This is a genomic window from Paenibacillus sp. 01T443 (genome assembly GCF_056398325.1).
Genome location: NZ_JBFTPE010000003.1, coordinates 1 through 21,337, shown reverse-complemented (window position 1 = coordinate 21,337; position 21,337 = coordinate 1). Strand labels below are relative to the sequence as shown.

Annotated in this window: 18 protein-coding genes; 5 read left to right on the top strand and 13 right to left on the bottom strand. The window is 47.7% G+C overall.

Annotation, left to right across the window (positions count from 1 at the left end; all coding sequences use genetic code 11):
- Positions 1-58: 58 nt before the first annotated feature.
- Positions 59-703 carry a YqaA family protein gene (locus AC1DLI_RS04675; protein WP_477600109.1) on the top strand — a complete coding sequence of 215 codons (645 nt, stop codon included), beginning with the start codon at positions 59-61 and terminating at the stop codon, positions 701-703.
- 62 nt (positions 704-765) lie between these two features.
- Here the strand turns inward: AC1DLI_RS04675 and AC1DLI_RS04670 are convergent, their stop codons facing one another.
- The 4 genes from AC1DLI_RS04670 to AC1DLI_RS04655 all read right to left on the bottom strand — a co-directional run bounded on the left by AC1DLI_RS04670 (position 766) and on the right by AC1DLI_RS04655 (position 4,720).
- Positions 766-1,773 carry a C40 family peptidase gene (locus AC1DLI_RS04670; protein WP_477600642.1) on the bottom strand — a complete coding sequence of 336 codons (1,008 nt, stop codon included), beginning with the start codon at positions 1,771-1,773 and terminating at the stop codon, positions 766-768.
- 351 nt (positions 1,774-2,124) lie between these two features.
- Positions 2,125-3,030, bottom strand: a complete 906-nt coding sequence (locus AC1DLI_RS04665) for a cation diffusion facilitator family transporter (protein WP_477600640.1) — start codon at positions 3,028-3,030, stop codon at positions 2,125-2,127.
- A 215-nt stretch (positions 3,031-3,245) separates the two neighbouring features.
- Positions 3,246-3,572 carry an L-rhamnose mutarotase gene (locus AC1DLI_RS04660; RefSeq protein ID WP_477600107.1) on the bottom strand — a complete coding sequence of 109 codons (327 nt, stop codon included), beginning with the start codon at positions 3,570-3,572 and terminating at the stop codon, positions 3,246-3,248.
- A 149-nt stretch (positions 3,573-3,721) separates the two neighbouring features.
- Positions 3,722-4,720 (bottom strand): ABC transporter substrate-binding protein, encoded by a 999-nt coding sequence (locus AC1DLI_RS04655; RefSeq protein ID WP_477600105.1) that lies wholly within the window; start codon positions 4,718-4,720, stop codon positions 3,722-3,724.
- A gap of 239 nt (positions 4,721-4,959) precedes the next feature.
- Here AC1DLI_RS04655 and AC1DLI_RS04650 point away from each other — a divergent pair, with 239 nt between their 5' ends.
- From AC1DLI_RS04650 to AC1DLI_RS04640, 3 genes are read left to right on the top strand one after another with little or no spacing between them, the layout of a single operon-like run.
- Positions 4,960-5,967 (top strand): FecCD family ABC transporter permease, encoded by a 1,008-nt coding sequence (locus AC1DLI_RS04650; RefSeq protein ID WP_477600103.1) that lies wholly within the window; start codon positions 4,960-4,962, stop codon positions 5,965-5,967.
- Between the two features lies 1 nt (position 5,968).
- Positions 5,969-7,015, top strand: coding sequence for a FecCD family ABC transporter permease (locus AC1DLI_RS04645; RefSeq protein WP_477600101.1), 1,047 nt, complete (start codon positions 5,969-5,971; stop codon positions 7,013-7,015).
- A 54-nt stretch (positions 7,016-7,069) separates the two neighbouring features.
- The gene (locus tag AC1DLI_RS04640; protein ID WP_308994222.1) at positions 7,070-7,888 is read left to right on the top strand and encodes an ABC transporter ATP-binding protein; all 819 of its coding nucleotides are present in this window, start codon (positions 7,070-7,072) and stop codon (positions 7,886-7,888) included.
- Between the two features lie 191 nt (positions 7,889-8,079).
- On the opposite strand, the gene AC1DLI_RS04635 is transcribed toward AC1DLI_RS04640, so the two are convergent.
- From AC1DLI_RS04635 to AC1DLI_RS04600, 8 genes are all read right to left on the bottom strand, one after another.
- Positions 8,080-9,747 carry a glycoside hydrolase family 13 protein gene (locus AC1DLI_RS04635; RefSeq protein ID WP_477600098.1) on the bottom strand — a complete coding sequence of 556 codons (1,668 nt, stop codon included), beginning with the start codon at positions 9,745-9,747 and terminating at the stop codon, positions 8,080-8,082.
- A 109-nt stretch (positions 9,748-9,856) separates the two neighbouring features.
- Entirely contained in the window at positions 9,857-10,948 is a 1,092-nt protein-coding gene (locus tag AC1DLI_RS04630) for a carbohydrate ABC transporter permease (RefSeq protein ID WP_477600096.1), read from the bottom strand.
- 1 nt (position 10,949) lies between these two features.
- Entirely contained in the window at positions 10,950-12,032 is a 1,083-nt protein-coding gene (locus AC1DLI_RS04625; RefSeq protein WP_477600094.1) for a carbohydrate ABC transporter permease, read from the bottom strand.
- Between the two features lie 168 nt (positions 12,033-12,200).
- Positions 12,201-13,598, bottom strand: coding sequence for an ABC transporter substrate-binding protein (locus AC1DLI_RS04620; RefSeq protein ID WP_477600092.1), 1,398 nt, complete (start codon positions 13,596-13,598; stop codon positions 12,201-12,203).
- Between the two features lie 306 nt (positions 13,599-13,904).
- A complete protein-coding gene (locus tag AC1DLI_RS04615) occupies positions 13,905-14,909 on the bottom strand; it encodes a LacI family DNA-binding transcriptional regulator (RefSeq protein ID WP_477600090.1) in 1,005 nt (334 codons plus the stop codon).
- A gap of 272 nt (positions 14,910-15,181) precedes the next feature.
- A complete protein-coding gene (locus AC1DLI_RS04610) occupies positions 15,182-16,801 on the bottom strand; it encodes an ABC-F family ATP-binding cassette domain-containing protein (RefSeq protein ID WP_477600088.1) in 1,620 nt (539 codons plus the stop codon).
- Between the two features lie 234 nt (positions 16,802-17,035).
- Positions 17,036-18,103: a Gfo/Idh/MocA family protein gene (locus AC1DLI_RS04605; RefSeq protein WP_477600086.1), complete on the bottom strand. Its 1,068-nt coding sequence runs from the start codon at positions 18,101-18,103 to the stop codon at positions 17,036-17,038.
- A gap of 255 nt (positions 18,104-18,358) precedes the next feature.
- Positions 18,359-19,462: an MBL fold metallo-hydrolase gene (locus AC1DLI_RS04600; protein WP_477600084.1), complete on the bottom strand. Its 1,104-nt coding sequence runs from the start codon at positions 19,460-19,462 to the stop codon at positions 18,359-18,361.
- Between the two features lie 267 nt (positions 19,463-19,729).
- Between AC1DLI_RS04600 and AC1DLI_RS04595 the strand changes: the two genes are divergently transcribed.
- Positions 19,730-20,884, top strand: a complete 1,155-nt coding sequence (locus AC1DLI_RS04595) for a virulence factor (RefSeq protein WP_477600082.1) — start codon at positions 19,730-19,732, stop codon at positions 20,882-20,884.
- 216 nt (positions 20,885-21,100) lie between these two features.
- Here AC1DLI_RS04595 and AC1DLI_RS04590 read toward each other — a convergent pair.
- Positions 21,101-21,337: hypothetical protein (locus tag AC1DLI_RS04590; RefSeq protein WP_477600080.1), on the bottom strand; the 237-nt coding region annotated here is incomplete at its 5' end.

Here is a 21,337-nt window from a genome sequence, read left to right as displayed (position 1 = left end):
CGGTATCTCGTTAAGCAGGCTTTATGTGCAGGTTAGTTGACGGAAAGGGAGCCTGGTAATGTTTCAAGCTGTAGTCAAATTTTTAGAAGATTTCGGGCCTCTGGGATTATTTATTCATGCATTTTTAGACGCAGTTATTTTTCCCATTCCCGCGTTTTTCCTTCAAGTTTCATTAAGCTTACTCAATCCAACTACAGCAATATGGCTGGCTACCGTCGGTTATGTCGGCTGTCTCTTAGGTACACCCGTCGGGTATTATCTGGGAAAGGTCATGGGCAAATCCGTCCTCTATAAATTTCTAAAAAAAGAATGGATCGACGCTGCCACGGAAAAGTTTCAGAAAAATGGCGAAACAGCCATTCTTATCGGTTCATTCACACCTATACCATTTAAAGTCTTTACGATATTGTCAGGGTGCTTAAACTTCCCGTTGTGGAGATTGATCGGTTACGCGGCAATTGGGCGGGGATTGAAGTTCTATATTGTCGGGTTGCTATTCTACTTCTATGGCCGTGCCGCAGAAAGCATGGTAAAGGATGTTTCTTTATATATTTTCATAGGAGCCGTTCCCATCGTTATTGTGTATCTTATTATCCGCAAAAAACGCAATAAGAAAAAAGCGCTGCAAGAACAACAAACGGAGTCAAAGTTATCCGATTCCGTAAAACAAGCAGACAGTACAACCATACAAATTGATTCATAAATGAAACAGAACTTCTATAAAAAAAACCGGTCTGGGTTTCTCCCTGACCGGTTTTTTTTGAATTACAAAGCGCTTCCGCCAAATACGATACGGTATTCCCATGCGGTGCCCGCTATATTGCTGATTGTAACACCGCCTCCTTCGTTAGAGAAGGTGTGCAATACTTTGCCGTCACCTAAATAGATACCATCATGTGTGATCGTCGCCGTTGACTTGTCGATTCCCGTATAAGAAGAAGGCTTTGAGCCTTTGTATGACATGAAGAATACCAGATCGCCGCGCTCGAGCTCTTTCCAATTCGTCTTTATCGGACCTTTATCCTTTACATACTGCTCCTGCTGACGCGAATCAGCGGGCAGCTTCACGCCAAGCCCGTCAAGGAAGGATTGCCTAACGAAGTCAGAGCAATCAAAGGTTGTTGTTGTGTTACGGCTTGAACCGTACTCATACGGCGTACCCAAATACTTCATACCCGCTGCAATCATCTTCTCGACTGCTTCAGCCTTCGTTTCTTCCGGTTTAGTTATCGTGTTGTCTCCTCCGCTGCCGCCGGTATTTCCTGAGCCGCTATTAGGAATAGTACCTGTGACGCTTAGATAGGAGGCTTGCGTACTCACATAGCCCCGAACACCACTGCTGTCCTTTACCTCATACCAATAGCTGTTTGTTTTCGCAAGAATGGTAACCTTCTCGCCTATTTTTAAATACCGAATCCGCTCTCCTGAAGTAGAAGCCGTTTTTCGGAAAGAAACGGATGCCTTGACAACTGCATTGCCGGATTGTTCAGGTGCTGGGCTTGTCAGCTCTATATATTGAGAAGAGGTGGATATGTATCCTGTTTTACCCGAGGAATCTTTAACTTTATACCAATACGAGTTGACTTTTTCAATAATCGTTACTTGTTCGCCTTTCATTAAGCTGCGAATGATTGAAGCTGAAGTAGACGGTGAGGTGCGCATATTGACACTGGATTGTACCTCGCCTGCTTGAGCTGCCAGTGCAGCCGGGACAGAAATCGAGCTAAACAATAATGCGGCCGTTAACGTTGCCGTTGCTATCCTTTGTTTCATAGTGTAGTGCACTCTGTACGCCTCCCTTGGTGTTTAAACCGTGTAGGTGTAACGGTTTCTGCTCTCATTGTAAATTCGTTTGGGAGAGACAAGTATCGTCCAATCTGCCTATTTACCAATACCTTGAAATGAGTTGAAAGGCATATAAACGCACTGTAAAATAATGCAAAAAAGGCATTTCCATTTAGGAAATGCCTTTACGCCTATTGTCTATGTGATTTACTGCGATGTTTCTAAGATTATTTAAGTGTTCCCTCATTTGATTGGGTCTTTAGCTCCAAACAACAAACCAGGACTTTATATTCACCAAAAATTCACACGTATTCCATTGGTAATAATTACCGATTGTTTTCAATGCTTTTCTGTCGTAATGATTTCAATATTTTCAACGAGCTCATGAGGTTCAACATGAACATGAACACTCATTATATTGTGCTTCCGGCCCATTCGATGTTCAATCTCGTCGCTGATGCGGTGACTTTCAATAAGCGTCAGCTCGGGATCAACCTGTACAATCACATCCACAAGCACATGGCTTCCATGGACTCTGGCCTTAATATCCTTTATTGTCTTAACACCTTTTGTTTTGGCAATTGTCGTGCGCAGCGAGGATAGCTCGTTTTCATCGAAACCATCCGTTAACGCATGTGTAGAGCTATAGAAGATCTCCCAAGCCGTTTTACAAATAATTGCCCCTACTGCAAGCGCAGCAACAGGATCCAGCCACGGAAGCCCAAACTGAGCGCCTATAATACCGATTGCCGCGCCGATACTGACAAGCGCATCCGATAAATTATCTTTAGCGGCAGCCAGCAAGGCTTGATTGTTAATGCGAAGAGCCAGCTTCCGATTATAAATATAAACGCCGCCCATACAAACTGCCGCGAACAATGCGATCCAAGCCGAGTTTAAATTCGGTACATGATGATCCGAAGCAAACAATGATTTTACTGCGCTGATCAGAACTTGAATGCCCACCGTCGCCATAATGAAGGAAGCAATAAGCGCAGCAATCGTCTCCGCGCGGAAATGGCCATAAGGATGATCCTTATCCGGCGGTTTTTGCGAGATGCGGAGGCCTATCAATACGGCTGCCGATGCGACGATATCCGTCAAGTTGTTAAAGCCGTCTGCAACGAGAGCCCCCGACACAAACCAGTAGCCAGCACCGAGCTTCAGCGCAGATAACGCCAAGTAGGCGCCGATACTAACCCAGGCACCCTTCTCGCCCTGTTTAATCTCATCATACTGATTCAGTTTCAATACCCTCCCAAACGTAAAAGCGTATGTATTTTCAAGCTCTCGTAACCTATGGGTATCATACCCGAACGAACCCGTGTGGGTCTAGAGAAACAGTGTTTACCAGGTGCGTACTTTTATGCATAGACGCAACAATTCACTGCGCCGCTCAAGCTTGGGCCTACAAAATAAAACGCTCTAGACAAAGGTCTAGAGCGTTCATAGGTCCAAGGCTATGCTAAGAAAAATATTTCATTCATTCGCTTAATTGGCTCAGCTTCTTGGAAATCAAAGGAGCCCTGCACCATTTTAGACGTAATGGCATTCCAACGCCCGCAAGCCTCGCTGTCTGCAATGTAGGCAAATGCCGCCTCAACATCATCGCATTCGAAGCAATAGAAAAACTGGTTTCCATTTTGAAAAATGGAATAGTTGCGGATACCCGCCTTACTGTGCTCCTCCATAATTTCCTGCCACGGCTCACCGTGCATGCGGACATACTCATCAAGACATTCCTCTTTAATCGTCCAAGTCCATGCAAACTTATTGCTGCCAGTCATTTTAGAAAACCACCTTTCATACCGCTTCTTATGGCATGATTATAGCATAAGCGTGTACTTTTTTGGTTAATGTTACCGAGCCTAGGCAGAGGACCCCGTTCACAAAAAAAACAGCCGGATATCTATCCGACTGTTCATTCTTATCTCTGTTAGTTGATTTCGTAAATTTTATAAATCTCATCAAGCATTAGATTTGCAGCTATTACACCGCCAGCTGTATTCCAAATCGCATCGCTAACTCTAATCGCTTTATTGTTCTTCACGACTTGAAGGCTTTGCCATAGCGGATCCTTCAGCATTTCTTCTTCCATTTCCGTTCCTTTGCCGTCACCGGTCTCGTAAGTGAAATAGAAAAGCATATCTGCATCGACTTCAGGAAGGCGTTCCTTCGTAATTTCTTCTACAAAGGTATCTTTGTATTTCTGACTATCCGGACGAGTAATGCCTAGCTTCGAGAAAGCAATACCCGTAAAAGTATCTTCTAAGTAAATCCGGGTTTTTCCTGCCATAAAACGAACGACCGAAACCTTTTGGTTCAGCTTATCGCCTGCTTTGCTTTTAAAGTCGGCAGCACGGCTGTCATAGTCAGCAATGACTTTGTCACCTTCCGTCTTTTTGCCGATTGCGTCCGCGTACAATTTGAAGTTAGACTGCCAAGCACCGCGCAGCGTTTCAGAAAAGACGGTAGGCGCTATAGCATTTAGCTGATCGTATACTTTTTCTTGGCGCAATTTATTACCAATAATAAGATCTGGTTTAAGGCTCGCGATTAGCTCCATGTTCGGCTGACTCTCTTCACCTACTACAGTTACGCCTTCCATATCCGCTTTTATATGCTCGTACCACGGCTCTCCTGTCCATGATTTTACGGCACCGACCGGCTTAACGCCCAGTGCAAGAAGAGCTTCCGTTCCTTCATTCGTCAAGACGACAATACGCTCAGGCGTTCCTTCAATTTTGGCCTCGCCCATTGCATGTGTGATGACTCTTGCTTCCGCAGTGTTCGACGCTCCCGCTTCATTTGTTGCTGCAGCATTTTCATTACTATTGTTTGACCCGGATTGACCGCATCCCGATACGACTACGGCTAGCGCAAGCAATACCGTGGTTGCTGTCCAAGTTAATTTCTTCTTTAATAAATGATACATTGTTTTCTCTCCCTCGTGTTGAAAATCATTCTCATTGTTATCCCAAACGAAACTATACCAGCGACTCAAGCGAATGTCAACAATTATTGATAATGATTTTCAACATCATTGACAGTGTTACAGCGATCCCCTAAAATGTTGTAGTAGTAATCCTAATTATTCGACGATACTTTAATGTTAGCACATATAACAATTTAAGGAATATTTCATCATTCTTGCAACTGAGGAAAGAGGACATTATGGATACATTATTACATACTCGTGCTCAAAGAACGGCAGGGCTTATCGTGGGACTGCTTCTCTTTGCCGCGGGTATCGTTTGCAGCATCGCTTTCGGAGTGACCAATATCAGCTGGCGGACCATCTTGGCTTCGTATCGGGCGTTCGATGGCTCGCAGGAGCATCTTATTATTCAGACAGCGAGGATGCCGCGTGCGCTTATTGCTGCCGCAGCAGGGGCAGGCCTGGCTGTTGCCGGATCGCTAATGCAAGGCATAACACGAAATCAGCTGGCTTCACCCAGTCTATTCGGCATTAATGCGGGAGCTGCCTTTTTCATTGTAATCGGCTCGGCTTTTTTCGGAGCTAGCGGTTTAACGACATATGCGACACTTGCCTTCATCGGCGCTGCTTTTACAGCGGCCCTTGTCTATACTTTGGGATCCATCGGCAATGACGGCTTAACACCGCTTAAGGTTACGCTTGCAGGAGCTGCATTAACCGCGTTTTTTTCTTCCCTTTCATTAGGTGTTCTGCTTACGAGCGGACAAACTTTCGATCAGGTGCTATATTGGTTTGTTGGTTCGGTCGCCGGTCGGGATTTGAATATATTTACAGCTGCTGCTCCCTATATGGGGATCGCCTTGATCGGTGCCTTCATCCTTGCCAGACATATGAATGTGCTGACGCTTGGAGAAGATGTGGCCGTCGGGCTTGGGCAAAAAACAGTCTATATTAAACTAGCCGCGGGAATCATTATCGTCTTACTTGCGGGAGGCTCGGTATCCATGGCCGGTCCAATTGCTTTCGTAGGCATTATCATTCCTCACCTGATGCGCTATTTGGTCGGCATCGACTATCGCTGGGTTATTCCTTATTGCGCAGTGTATGGCGGCGTTCTGCTGCTGGCAGCCGATATCGGGTCACGGTATATTTCATTTCCGAAGGAAGTTCCAGTTGGGATTATGACGGCTATCATTGGCGTTCCTTTCTTCGTCTTTATCGCCAGAAGAGGAGGCCGTGCCTAGTATGAATAAATGGATTACCATTAGAGGCCGCAGACATTCATTTCAAGTAGACCGCCGTACCGTCATGATGGTTATTTTATTATTTCTCGCTAATTTGGCTGCGGTCATCATTTGCGTAGGACTTGGGAGCAAAACGATTAGCCCTTTTACTGTAATAAGCGCGTTTTTTGGGAACGCGGATTCTTCTGATTCGATGATTATCTTCTCGCTTCGAATGCCCCGGGTCTTGATTGCCGTAATGGTAGGCTCGGCTCTCGCCGTATCCGGCGCTTTGCTTCAGGGTATCGTACGCAACCCGCTGACCTCTCCGGACATCATTGGCATATCAGGAGGAGCTTCATTAGGCACTGTCATTTTTATCTTGTACTTCTCGCATATCAGCATTCGCTTCATGCCGCTGAGTGCTATTCTAGGCGCATTTGGCGCCGCGTTCCTTATCTACTTGTTTGCTTACCGCAAAGGCATCACGCCGCTTCGGCTCGTGCTAATCGGCATCGGTATGGCTACTGCGTTAACAGCCTTTACTTATATGCTCATCTTAACGTCATCCTTTACGCCTACTGCCGTCGCCGTCAAAGCCTTCACGTTTATGACAGGCAGCATATACGGCGTCTCCTGGGAAAGAGATGTGAAAGCCTTACTTCCTTGGATTATCGTACTTTTTCCAATTGCACTTATTTATGCCCGGCATCTTAATGTGCAGGAGCTTGGTGACGAGGTTGCTACAAGCGTCGGCAGTTCCGTGCAGGTTAAACGCACCATTTTACTCATCATCAGCGTTGCGCTTGCAGGGGCAGCGGTTTCTATCGGAGGTGCAATCAATTTTATCGGCCTAATGGCTCCGCATATTGCACGCAAGCTTGTTGGCCCCTCCTACGGAGGCGTTATCCCGGTTTCTGCTCTCATTGGCTCTCTCGTGTTATTATTATCTGATCTTGTGGCAAGAGTAGCCTTTATTCCGCTCGATATTCCCGCCGGCGTATTTACAGCGGCGATCGGAGCACCCTTTTTTATCTATTTGCTATATCGTCACCGCAACGGGTCGTAACTGTCGCCGGGGCATTCACTTAAAATAAATTGGAAAACAGAAGGAGTGCTTCTCGTGTCCTCCATTCAAGCGAAAAACCTTACTTTGTCTTACGGACAAAAGGAGATTTTCAATCATCTCGATTTGCTTATTCCTTCGGGGAAAATTACGGTGTTCATTGGCAGTAACGGCTGCGGCAAATCGACGCTGCTTCGTTCCCTTGCGCGCCTCTTAAAACCGCAGGAAGGCTCTATATTGCTTGACGGCACTGAAATTGCCAAGCTCTCGAGCAAGGAAATCGCTAGACGGCTCGCCATCCTGCCGCAGGGTCCTATCGCTCCTGAGGGGTTAACCGTCCATCAGCTTGTGAAGCAAGGACGCTATCCCTACCAAAGCTGGCTTCAGCAATGGTCGCACGAGGATGAGAAGATGGTGAAAAAGGCGCTTGCGGTAACGCACATGGACGAGCTGTCCTCCCGTTCGGTGGATTCACTCTCCGGCGGTCAGCGCCAGCGTGCTTGGATCGCGATGACCCTGGCGCAAAATACACCCACCATTTTGCTGGATGAGCCTACAACGTATCTCGACATGGCACATCAGATTGAAATACTTGATTTGTTGTTCGAATTAAACGAGCAAGAGAAACGCACGATCGTTATGGTGCTGCATGATATTAATCTCGCTTGCCGTTACGCGGATCATATCGTTGCCGTAAAAGACGGCCGCATTCACGCGCAAGGAAGTCCGGAGGCAATCATGAATGAACAGCTTATCCGTGACGTCTTCGATATGGAATGCCAAATTACAGCTGACCCGATCTTCGGTACGCCGCTCTGCATACCATACGGAAAGGGCAGAAAGCTGCCGATTGCTAAAGAAATCATGTATTCGTGAATTCCTGCGATCTCATTCCAACAAGCGTAAACGGCTGTCGCCGTCCTCTGTGGCAAAAGCTGACGTTTCGCGGTGATATATAAGCACATTTATAAGTGAAAACTTATAAATTCTTATATATTAAGAAAGAGCCTGTCTCCATAACGGAGCAGGCTCTTTCTTTGTTTTCCTTATACGCTTGACTGGGTATGCTAGGAAACAACCTTATAAATCCTTCCCTCGTGCGCCCTTAACTCCATGCTTCGCTTCTCACAGTTCCAGCTGTCAGCTGTCTGCTCATAGATGCCCAGCACCAGCTCAAGCTCCAAATGAATCAAATCATTGCCGAAATACGTCTCCGAAAAAGTAAACGTACTCGTCTCGTTGCTGTGGTTCAACAGCACAATCCATTCCGATCCCTCATATTCGCGCACATAAACATAAAGATGAGGATCTTCTCCGCTGATGTCAGTGAAATCTCCATAGACCATAACCGGATTGCTTTTACGCAGTGCTGTAAGTTTTCTGTAAAACGCCAAGACGGAATTCGGATCACTTTCCGCCTGCTGTACATTGATTTCCGTATAATTCGGATTTATCTTAATCCAAGGCTCCTCACTGCCAAAGCCTGCATTTGGACCGTCATTCCACTGCATCGGAGTTCTGGAGTTATCCCGGCTAAGCGGCTGCAAAGCGCGAAACACCGCTGCCGGATCTCCTCCTTTGCCGATCTCTTCGACATATTTATTAAGCATAGCGATATCCTTGTAATCACCGATCGTATCATACCTTACGCCAGTCATTCCGATCTCTTCCCCTTGATAGATATAAGGGATACCCGGGAGCGTATGTATCATCATGCCGAGCAGCTTAGCGGATTCCACCCGGTACTCTTGATCATTGCCGTAACGCGATACCTGCCTCGTATGATCATGGTTGTTCAGAAACTGTGAGCCAAATCCGCGGCCTGCCAGCGCTTCTGCCCACAATCGTTGAATTCGCTTGAAACGCAGCATATCCCACTCCGGCATCTCATCGGCAACCTCGAAATGGAACAGTGTATTCAACTCTTGACGCTCCTCATCAACGAACAAGGGGCCTGTCTCTGGCGTAGCGAAGGCAATTTCACCGACGGTCATCATATCATAGTGCCTAAAAACCTCACGGTTCATTTCTTGTAAATATTCATGAAGTCCGGGATTATGCGTCAAATATCGAATATCGCGGGGGTTCTCCACATCCGTCAACAGCTTCGGCTTTGCCAGCAGTGCCAGGGCATCAAGCCGTAGGCCGTCCACTCCCTTATCAAGCCAGAAGCGCAGCATTTTGTATAATTCATACCGCATCTCTTTATTCGCCCAATTCAGATCAGGCTGCTCGATCGCGAAGGAATGCATATAATATTGCCCAGTTGCCTCATCCAACTCCCAGCTTGACGGGTTGAAATAGGAGCGCCAATTCGTTGGCGGTTCGCCGTCCTTTCCATCCTGCCAAATATACCAATCTCTCTTCGGATTGCTGGCCGAGGAGCGCGATTCCATAAACCACGGATGACGATCCGAGGTATGGTTCACTACGACATCCATCATCAGCTTCATCCCTCGCGCATGGGTCTGATCCACTAATAAATCAAAGTCCTCCATTGTGCCGGCCTTATTCATTACCGCATAATAATCGGATACGTCGTAGCCGTTATCCTTATCCGGCGATTCATTAAACGGATTAATCCATACCATCGTTACACCGAGCGATTGAATATAATCCAGCTTCTCAATCACGCCTTTTAGATCACCGATTCCGTCCCCATCCGTATCTCGAAAGCTCCGCCAATAAACCTGATATACGACCGATTCCTTCCACCAAGCCGGCTTTACCTCCATGTCGCTCTCTCCTTTACTCGTCGATCATCTTTTGTCTATACGATAATGGCGCATGCCCGGACACCGGTCCAAGCGCTGCGCCATTCGTTTCCTGCGATATAATCCTGCTCTAGCCCTTGATCGAACCGCCTAACATGCCTCGAACAAAATACCTTTGTAATCCAAAAAATACAGCTAAAGGCATCAACATCGATACGAATGCGGCAGCTGTAAGCAGATGCCAATCATTCCCTCTCGAACCGACCATATTCGCGATGTTCATGGACAAAACTTGTACCTCCGGTTGGCTGCCGAGGAATATAAGCGATACCAAGTAATCATTCCATACCCATAAAAACTGAAAGATGCTGATCGAAGCAAGCGCTGGAACGGACAGCGGCAAAATCAGCTTGCTAAAAATCGTAAAGTTCGTTGCCCCGTCCATAAACGCCGATTCAAACAAATCCTTCGGGAGCTGGCTGATTGATGTGTACATAAAATAAGTAATCAGCGGCAATCCAAATGCGGTATGCGCGAGCCATATGCCAAAATAAGTCCCATTAAGACCTAGCGACGTATAGTCACGCAAAATCGGAATAAGCGCCACCTGAAGCGGAACAACCAACAATGCAATGACGATAACAAACAGCGTCTTCCTGCCTGGGAAGCGAAGCCATGCAAAAGCATAAGCGGCAAAGGAAGCAATAAAGATCGGAATAACGGTCGCCGGAACGGTAACTGCAATCGTATTCCAGAAGGAACGCGACATCCCGCTGCCCTTCTCGGTTTTTGTCGTGCCGTCCGGCATCGTGATGGAGTAGGTTTTCCCTCCAAGCACCGTCTCGTAGTTCTGAGTCGTAAAACGGGAAATGACCGTCCACTGCTTATCCTGGACGTTCAAGAGCCGAGCTCGCCGGTTCTCCCAAATCAGCCGCTCTCCGCCAACCACTACACCTGCTCGCAGCTGATCATCCGAATAGGTAACATCGTTCACCTTAATCGGCTCGCGAAGATCGGTATCTTTGGGCAACTGAATTTGCTCAGAGGTTTGCCAATCACGATGCGGCAAAATATTCCACCAGCCCGTTGACAAAATGTCAGCGGCAGGCCGGAACGAAGAAACGAGCAGACCGAGCGTCGGGATCGTCCAGATGAGACAGATGATGGCGAGCACCGTATTCACGAGCCATTTGGACTTGCGAATTTTTTTGTTCTTGCTCATCTTAGAAGCCCCCCTCTCTGCGGAACTGACGCAGGTTGATGATAATGACCGGAATGACCGCTATTAGCAATACAATCGCTAAGGTCGAACCGTAGCCTGCATTTTGGTACATAAAGAGCTGACGGTAGAACTGCGTGGCTACAACATCCGTCTCATATTGTCCGCCTGTCATGATCATAACCACATCGAATATTTTCAGCGTAAAAACAATGATCGTCGTTGTCACCGACAGCAGTGTGCCTGCAATGTAAGGAATCATGATTTTGAAGAAAATCCGGACTTCGCCTGCGCCATCCATGCGGGCAGCCTCCAGCGTATCCTCCGGAATGCTCTTGATCGCTGCTGAGAATATCACCATTGCAAAGCCGGTTTGCATCCAAATCAGAATAACGATCAGAAACAGGTTGTTCCAGGGTTGAATCATACTGAGCCAAGCCTGCGGCTCCCCTCCGAATTTTACGACGATCGCGTTAAGCAGACCGATTTGTTCATTGCCTGGCTGATAGTAATAAATAAACTTCCAAATGACGCCTGCGGCAACGAACGAGATAGCCATCGGCATAAAGATGAGCCCCTTAGCCAACTTCTCGAAGCTGCTTCGGTCAGCCAGAATCGCAATAAGCAGGCCTAAGCTTACGCAGGCTAACGTACCAAAAAATACCCACAGCAGATTATTGCGAAGCGCCATAATGAGCAGCCGATCCGTAAATACGGCAACATAGTTGGCGAAGCCTACGAAGTTAACCGAGCCTGCATCAAAAAAGCTTAAATATAGAGTCCGCAGCGTTGGAAAAACTAACAGCCAGCCAAGCAGCAGCACTGCTGGACCAACAAATACAAAAGGCAATATTCTTCGCTTCCATTGATCCGGATATTGTTCGACCACCCAGTTAAAGGAGTAGTAAATCGAATAAATGCCTAGCGCTCCCCAAAGGACAGCTAATATCGCATTGAGTACGGGCGGCAAGCTGGAATCGCGAAAGAACAAAAAAATGCACCCGTGGACGGCAACATTCAAAGCTGGCACCAGCACGGATATCAACAGTAGACGCAGAGCATTGCCTTTCCTAGCCTGTAGTTCCATATGAATCCTCCTTAAAGGTTTGTGAAGCAAACCTTACTTCGTAAGCATCGGCTTAGGTTTGCGAAGCAAACCTTACTTCGTAAGCATGTGCTTACCACGACAGTTTTTTGATGATCAAGGGGCTTTCGCCATTTGGCTAACAGCCCCTCAAGATCCTTTTAGCAATTATTACTTCCAGCCGGCTTGAATTTCTTTCAAGGCCGTATCTAGATCTACCGTTCCGCTTACCCAGTCTGTCATACCTTTCCAGAATGTTCCTGCACCGACAGCGCCCGGCATTAAGTCGGAGCCGTCAAAACGAATCGTATCGGCCGTTTTCACAAACTCAGCCATTCTGCGCTCTTGATCATTCGGGTACCAGGAAGGATCTGCATCATTCATTGGCGCCGTTACGCCGCCCGTTTGAATCCATGCTTTCAACGATTCTCCTGTCGAGAAGAACTCCATTACCGCACGTACCTCTGGACGATCATTGAACATGGCATAGATATCACCTGAGATCAGCGCGGGTTGGCCATATTGCTCATCAATCGCAGGCAATGGGAACCAATCATAATCGTCAGCTGTCAAACCTTCTGGGAAGAAGCTTGTGATAAAGCCCGCTTGACGGTGAAGCCAAGCTTTTGGCGGATTATCGAATAGCGGTTTTACCGCATCCCCGAATGAGGTTGTAGCAATGGATTTACGTCCACCGTATACATAGTCTTCGTTAAACCAAATCTCAGCCATTTTTTCTGCAGCATTTTTAACTACCGGATCTGTGAAAGGAAGCTCGCCGGATACCCATTTGTCATAGTTTTCCGGTGTCGTCGTACGGAGCATGATATCCTCCATCCAGTCGGTTGCAGGCCACCCTGTAGCTGTACCGCTCTCAATACCGATACTCCAGGCCGGATCCCCGTCCTTTGCGATCTGATCCGTTAAAGTCATAAGCTCCGTCCAAGTTTTTGGCACCGTATAACCCGCATCAGCAAAAGCCTTTTTGTTGTACCATACTAAGCTTTTCACGCTGCTTCGCGCCCATATACCTGCCATAACATCATCGCTTGCGCCCTTCATGGTTGCCATGTCGAGCCAGCTTTGATTGTATTGCTTTTTCAAGTACTCATCGCTAAGGAAAGATTTCACATCAATAACCTTACCGGCGTTAACAAACCCTTTCAGCAAACCCGGCTGCGGGAAATCCGCAATATCAGGCGCGTTGCCGCCGTTCACGCGAACAGAGATTGTAGCTTCAAATTCTTTTGATCCTTCATAAGCAATATCGATGCCGGATTTTTCCTCGAATGCTTTGATGCTTTCGTTAAATTTCACTTCATCCGCATCCGTGAACGGGCCGAACATCGTTACTTTTTTACCTTTGAAATCTCCATTCAACGCCTGAGCCAGCGCACTGTCGCCAGCTGCTCCGGCATTTCCGCCTTCGGCCGTTGTTTCAGGTTTATCGGTCGGTGTATTCGCCCCGTTATTTGTATTATTTTTCCCGCCGCAAGCCGTAATCGTCATCGCCACGACTAACATTAAAATAAAGGCAGGCAATGCTTTCTTTGTTTTTTTCGAGTACATAGACCTCATCCTTTCATATTTAAGTAATTCAGTAATTACCTTACACCCTCATGACCCTTTCGAAACATCCGAATAAAGTTAGCTTTCGAGTTGTGTCATCACCCCCTTTAAAATGCCAAATCAAGCTCTTTTTATCCCGATGCGTCAATCGAATAATTACATCCCAGTAAGTAATCGCTTACATGTTCTGAAAAGCTTTTCAAAAATGCAGAGAATAGCTCTCATTTTTGAAAGCTTGCTTACCACTCGATATTTCAACGGTTCTTCCTCTTAAAAAATAACTGTCCCTTGCTTCTTGCTTCTTGCTTATTTGGTCTTTGTTGATTCCCGCACGATCAAATGATGCGGAAGCTTTTCTCTAAGCTCAGCTACTTCGCCGGTCGTTATGAGTTCATGCAGTTTCTGAACTGAGCGATATCCGATATCATAGGTTGGCTGGTCAATCGTTGTGAGCTTCGGAATGAACATCTGCGCCATGCGAATATTGTCAAAGCCGATAACAGACATGTCGTCAGGCACCGATTTTCCATGTTCCCGTAAATAAGAGATGACTCCCATTGCAAATTCATCGGATGCTGCAAAGATGGCCGTAAACTCCCGATCACGTGATAAAAGGCGCTCTGCCGCGTCATACGCATGTTCAAACCGATGTTCTGCAAACTCGACATCTTCCTCGCCAGTCGTTATGTCAAACTCGCTCAAGGCTCTCTTGTAACCAGAGTAGCGCGGCACGCCGGAGATGGTTTCACCTAATGGAAAACTAATCATGCCGATTTGGCGATGACCCGATTCCAATAAATACTTAACCGCTTCGTATGCTCCTTGTTCATCATCAATGTCCACGGAAGGGATATCATATTCCGGCGCATTGGTTGAGGCAAGCACGAAGGGCAGTCGGTATCGCTGCATTTCCTCGTAATATTCCACGTGCAAAGAGTCGCTCGCAAAGATAATGCCATCTACTTGCTTCTCGAAAAAATTTTGCACATACGCAATGGTACGTTTCTTATCACGATCCGTATTGCAAATCATAAGACTATGATTAAGCATGACAGCAGCATCCTGCATCCCGCGAATTAAGCCGGCATAATATGGGTTCTCAATATCCGGGATCATCACGCCGAGGGTATCAGATTTTTTATAAATTAACCCTCTTGCAAATCCATTCGGTTGGTATTGAAGCGCTTCGATGGCTTCTAATACTTTCGCACGCTTTTCCTCCACCACCGTATCCGGAGCATTCATAACCCGGGAAACCGTGCTAATGGATACATTTGCGTATTTTGCGACATCACGTATGGTTGATTTCATAGCTGCACGCCTTTCTTGCTGAATGAGAATGTATGGATCCTGAACTAGTATACTCAATTTATATGGTTTTATTTTTGAAAGCGTATTCTGAAAAGCTTTTCTGAAAACCTTTTCAACGATAGTATAATGCTAATCCGCATGCTTTGCAACCATAAATTCCTTCTGCCAGTCCTCTTCCTATCCCGGCTATTAATGTTCATTAACTTCAAAATAAAAAGAGCGACCAGCCGCAAGGTTTCCCTTACAACCGGACGCTCTTATAAATTCGTGGATTATACTGCGTACATACGCTCACGAAGTGCTTTTACTTCAGCGCTTTCCAGGTACTCGTCATAGGTCATCATCCGGTCAATCACGCCGTTTGGCGTAATCTCAACGATGCGGTTAGCGATCGTTTGAACGAACTGATGGTCATGCGAGGTGAACAGAATGGTGCAATCCGTATCTGTCAAACCGTTATTAAGTGCCGTAATGGATTCAAGATCCAAGTGATTCGTTGGTTCGTCGAGAATAAATACGTTTGCGCCCTCAAGCATCATCTTGGAGAGCATGCAGCGAACCTTCTCGCCCCCTGACAATACGCTGGCTTTCTTCATCGCGTCATCGCCTGAGAATAGCATACGGCCAAGGAAGCCGCGGATAAAAGTTTCATCCGGATCCTTCGAATATTGACGAAGCCATTCCACCAAATTCAAATCTACCCCTTCAAAATAAGGGGAGTTGTCTTTCGGGAAATAAGCCTGAGACGTTGTTACGCCCCATGAGTAGCTGCCTGCATCCGCCTCAACTTCGCCAACAAGCAGTTGGAAAAGCAAGGTTTTAGGCAAGCTGTTCGGGCCAACAAAAGCGACCTTATCGCCTTTATTAAGCGCGATCGTCAAATTATCGATCACTTTCTCGCCATCGATTGATTTGGTCAAGCCGTCAACGAGCAGCAGCTGCTTGCCGGCTTCGCGCTCCCCTTTGAAGAGGATAAACGGATATTTACGATTCGACGGCCGAATATCGTCAAGCGAAATTTTCTCAAGCAGCTTTTGTCTTGACGTTGCTTGCTTCGCTTTCGATTTATTCGCGCTAAAACGTTGAATAAACGCTTGAAGCTCTTTGATTTTGTCTTCCTTCTTCTTGTTCTCTCCGCGCATCAACTGCAGGGCAAGCTGACTGGATTCGTACCAGAAGTCGTAGTTACCTACATACATTTGGATTTTACCGAAGTCGATATCTGCGATATGCGTACATACGGTATTCAAGAAATGCCTGTCATGGCTGACAACGACAACCGTGCCCTGATAATCAGCAAGGAAATCTTCCAGCCAACGGATCGACTCGATGTCCAAGTGGTTGGTAGGCTCATCGAGCAATAGAATGTTCGGTGCGCCGAACAATGCTTGCGCAAGCAAAACGCGAACCTTCTCATTGCCGCTTAGCTCTGCCATTTTCTTGTCATGCAGGTCAGGTGTAATGCCAAGGCCGTTAAGCATCTCTGCCGCTTCCGACTCTGCTTCCCAGCCGTTCATGTCAGCGAAATCTGCTTCAAGCTCGCCGGCACGCATACCGTCCTCATCGGTGAAGTCCGCTTTAGCATACAAGGCGTCCTTCTCCTTCATTACTTCGTAAAGGCGCTTGTGCCCCATCATAACCGTCTCGAGAACAACGGACTCATCATATTCATAATGGTTCTGCTTTAGAACGGCTAGCCGTTCGCCCGGCGTTATATGCACTTCTCCGTGCGATTGTTCTACTTCACCGGATAATATTTTTAGAAAGGTCGATTTACCTGCGCCGTTAGCGCCGATCAAGCCGTAACAGTTGCCTGGCGTGAACTTAATGCTTACATCTTCAAAAAGCGCCCGCTTCCCGTAACGGAGCGTTATGCCACTTGTGCTAATCATTCGTTTAATCCCGTCCTTCACTACAAAATCACTTTATCTCGAACTATTATACCACAGTATCTGCGGAAACCGAACCTTCTTTTGCCTTGCTCCCGCCTGATAGGCAAGCTGCGCTGCAAGAAAGCTATTATTTTTCATAATGGGTATGCACAAAAACCTTCCCTTAGCAAGCAACAGGCCGTCGATGCTTTAGGGAAGGCTTATGATTTCGTACACTATCGTAAAGCTGCTGCCTTAATCCCAGTTCAGCTTAACTTCATTGCCTGTGCGGGAGGATTCATAGATGGCGTCAAGAATGCGATTATTCGTATAGCCCGAAAGCGCCGATGTAATCGGCTGCTTGCCCTCGCGGATGCACTCAACGAAGTGCCGGCTCATAAGAATCCGATCCTCTTCCCCGTCAAGCGGCTCGATATCGCTTTCAGCAACGCCGGTTTCGGCATGCGTGACGTACTTGCCGTAGTTGCCCACCATACCTACACCGCCTTGTGTTCCCATCAAATGGATGAAAGGCTCCTCCGACAAAAATGCCGCATGCGCCGCCCAGCTTACTTCAAGCGACAATGTCGCTCCGTTATCAAGCTTGATTAAAGCTGAAGCAAGATCTTCTACGTCATAGTATCCATCCCAATTCGGTGTACCCCAATTTCCGATTCCTTGGCGATTGGGTCCAAATTCCGCATAAGTGGTACCGTAAACGGATACCGGCTTCGGGTTGCCCATTAAGTAGAGGGACAGGTCAAGCATATGAACGCCGATATCAATAAGCGGTCCTCCGCCGGATTGATCCTTGCGAGTGAACCAAGAACCCCAGCCAGGTATGCCTTTCTTGCGGAACCAGCCTGCCTTCGCGTTATAGACTTGACCTACATCACCGTTGTCGATACGCTGCTTAAGCGCCCGGCTCAAACCTGTCCAGCGCATTTGATGCGACATCATCAATATTTTGCCAGATTTCTCGACTTCGTCTACAATCTCGCGTGCAGCATCCGAATTAATGGCCATAGGCTTCTCGAGAAGAACATGCTTGCCATGCTTAAGCGCTTCTATCGCAAGTGCCGCATGGTAGTTATTCGGTACACCGATGACAACAGCATCGATAGACGGATCCTCAAGCAGCGCTTGCGGGCTTGCATGAACTGTCTGAATGCCATGCTCCGCGGCGCGCTGCTCGGCAAGCGGAAGGTACACATCCGTAACTGCCACGACGTCGATGCCTTCCACCTTATTGAACGTCTGCATGTGGATGCTGCCGATTGCGCCTGCACCGATCACGCCTAGACGTATGTTAGCTTGATTCATTTATTGCTCCTCCTTCAAGGTTTGCGCATGCAAACCTCTCTTCGTAAGATTAAGCTTAGGTTTGCGCATGCAAACCTTGCTTCGTAAGATTTAGCTAAGGTTTGCGCATGCAAACCTCTCTTCGTAAGATTAAGCATAGGTTTGCGCATGCAATCCTTGCTTCGTAATCATTTTCCGAAATATGCTCTAAATCAGTATACCTTGTTCGCCCACTGCCGTCATTGTGCGAATTTGGCGCGCATTTGTTCACGTTTGTTATTTTCCCGATAAACGCCATGTCTCCCCGTGCGGCAAAATAAGAATTTGCTCATCCGGGATTCTGCGTTTTCTGCGTTCTGCCTCCAGCCGGTCAAGCGCTTCGCGAGGCGTATCATCGGCTAGCTTGAATGCGCCATAATGCATCGGCAAGAACCATTTGGCATCTAGATCCTCGAATGCCTGGAGCGCTTGCTCTGGCGTAATATGCTGCGGCGCCATGAACCATTCCGGCTCGTATGCACCGATCGGCAGAAGCGCGACGTCAATGGGATAGCGTCGTCCGATCTCCTTAAAGCCTTGGAAGTAGCCGCTGTCTCCGGCAAAATAGATCGTAGGAAAATCAGACACGATTGGCCGTTCTGCTTGGCCCCGCTCGTTGAAAAACGGATGCAGACGCTCCGAAGCCGGTTCTGCCGTGCTTGCGATCTGTGCTCGGACCTCCGAATCGCCAGCTCTTTTATCCTCTGCAGCCAATCCGCTAACGCGGCCTGCAAGCTTTCCGCTGCGCGAAGCCGGGCGTTCAATCACGAAGCCGCCCCAATGCGAGCTATTCGAATCCCAGGGATTGCGCCTAGTCGAATGCTGAGAAGGCACGAAGGTGAATTTGACCCCGTTTAACATAACGGATTCCCACCAATGCAGCTCATGGATACGAAAGAAACCCTTTTTCCTAAGCTTTGCGCCAAGTCCCGCCGGCACAAGCAAATGCCTTGAACCAACCAGCCTGCGCAGTGAATTTATATTTAGATGATCATAATGGGAATGGGATATAAGGACAACATCGATCGGCGGCACATCCTCAATGGGAATGCCCGGCGGAGAAAGTCTTTTTTGGAATGCCATTTGGGTGGACCAAACAGGGTCCGTTATAATATTCAACCCACCGAATTGTATGAAAAAGGTCGAGTGACCCACCCAAGTGATGGAAGGCCACTTTCGGTTATCCTCCAGATATGCGATATCAGGTTCGACATTCGGAACGGTGAATGAATAATCCTTCATTCTTAGCCTGCGAATGCGCTCTTGACGCCATCTCTTGAATTGCTTAAGCGATGTGTGCTGCTCGATAGGATCTATGTTTGCAAATCGTTTTAACCTCAACCGTCCATCCCTCCTCGCAAAATTCCGTTGTTTTTATAAGATACCAAGCTGACAGCTTACAATGCAAATATGTTATTTATACGTAAAAAACTCATATTACAAAATAAACCGGGTCAGCCTTCCGTTCCATCGTTAGCATCCCAACTTAAAATCAGGTACACTTGGTTATATAAGTTTTACACATAAGACTACGCTTTCGACGCAGCAAATGTTACTTAATAGTTGGAAATTTTCATTTACCCCATTATCAATTCAGGAGGTTTCCTTATGAAACTAATTTCTATAGAGCCCACACCGAGTCCTAACTCCATGAAGCTGAACGTCGATGAGATGCTGCCGCGCGGACGCAGGCTTACTTATAAAACCAGCGAAGCAAACGATGCGCCTGAGCTGTTCCGGCAGCTGCTCCAAATCAAAGGCGTGCGAAGCTTGTTCCGCACCGCTGATTTTATTGCGCTTGACCGAAAGCCCGGAGCGGATTGGGCCGCTATTTTGGCCGAAGCCGGACAATTGCTGCAGAAGGATAATGCTGACGGTGAGCAGACTGGAAGCAAAGGACCATCAACCAGCTATGGCGAAGCGCAGGTACTGGTTCAAATGTATCGCGGGATTCCGATGCAGGTACGCGTACGCATGGGAGATACCGAAGCTCGCTCGGCGCTTCCAGCGCAGTTTGGAGAGGCTGTTAGTCTTGCAGCCGGCTCTGGCATGATCCGTGAGCGCAAGCTGGAGGAATTCGGCGTCCGATACGGCGAGCCCGAGGAGATCGCGGCTGAGATCGTACGCGAGCTCGAGGCCTCCTATCCGAGCGAACGATTAGAAACGCTCGTTCAAGCAGCTATCGAACAAGGCCAGTCCGGTTTAGAAGAGGGAGCTTCGCCGGCGGTCGTAAGGCCGGCTCCGCTAACCCTCGAAGAGGCAGAGGAGCAATTCGCCTCAACTGATTGGCAGGTACGTTACGCTGCGCTTGAGCGGTACGTTTCCTCCGTTGAAGGATTACCTTTGCTTGCCAAGGCAATCCAGGATGAGAACACTTCGATTCGAAGGCTGGCTGTCATTTATCTCGGCGATCTGCGATTGCCTGAAGCTCTGCCTTATTTATTCATTGCGCTGCGTGACTCGTCTACGTCCGTGAGACGGACTGCCGGCGATACGCTATCGGACCTTGGTGACCCTGCTGCTATAGGGCCGATGATTGAATCCCTGCGCGACAAGAACAAGCTTGTCCGCTGGCGTGCAGCCCGCTTTCTCTACGAGGCTGGCGACGAGACGGCTATCGAGGCGCTGCGGGAAGCAGCGCATGACAGCGAGTTCGAAATTCAGCTACAAGCCCAAATGGCGCTTGAGAGGATTGAACGCGGCGAGGAAGCCGCCGGCTCTGTTTGGCAGCAAATGACGGCTGCGAGAAACAACGAGCAGTAGACCGCTTACCATACGCATAAAAGTGGGTGCAGAGCTGCACCCACTTTTTGTGTTTGAAGCGAGCTAATCACCAGAGTAAACGGCAGTTCCCTTCCCCTGCGGCAGAAACAATCGTTTCGCGGTGATATCTAAGCAGATTTATGAGGGAAATCTTATAAATTCTTATAAAAAACAAAGAGGCTCATTTCTGCGCCTCTTCCATTCGCTTATTCAGCTCTACTTCGCATATTCCATCTGCAGGCGGACAAGCAGCGAATCGTCTCCCGCGTATGGCTCATAGCTTGCCCGGTAACCGACAGCCACCTTTACACGCTTGAAGGCTGCCTTGAGCGCTGCTGGAAATTGATCGCCTTCCTCATAACGAAACGCCAAGCTGGCCGTCTTTGATTCCAGCGCCGTCTGAATAACTTGGTTTAGCTGCTCCGCGCTCGACACGGTGTATTCCGGATCAAG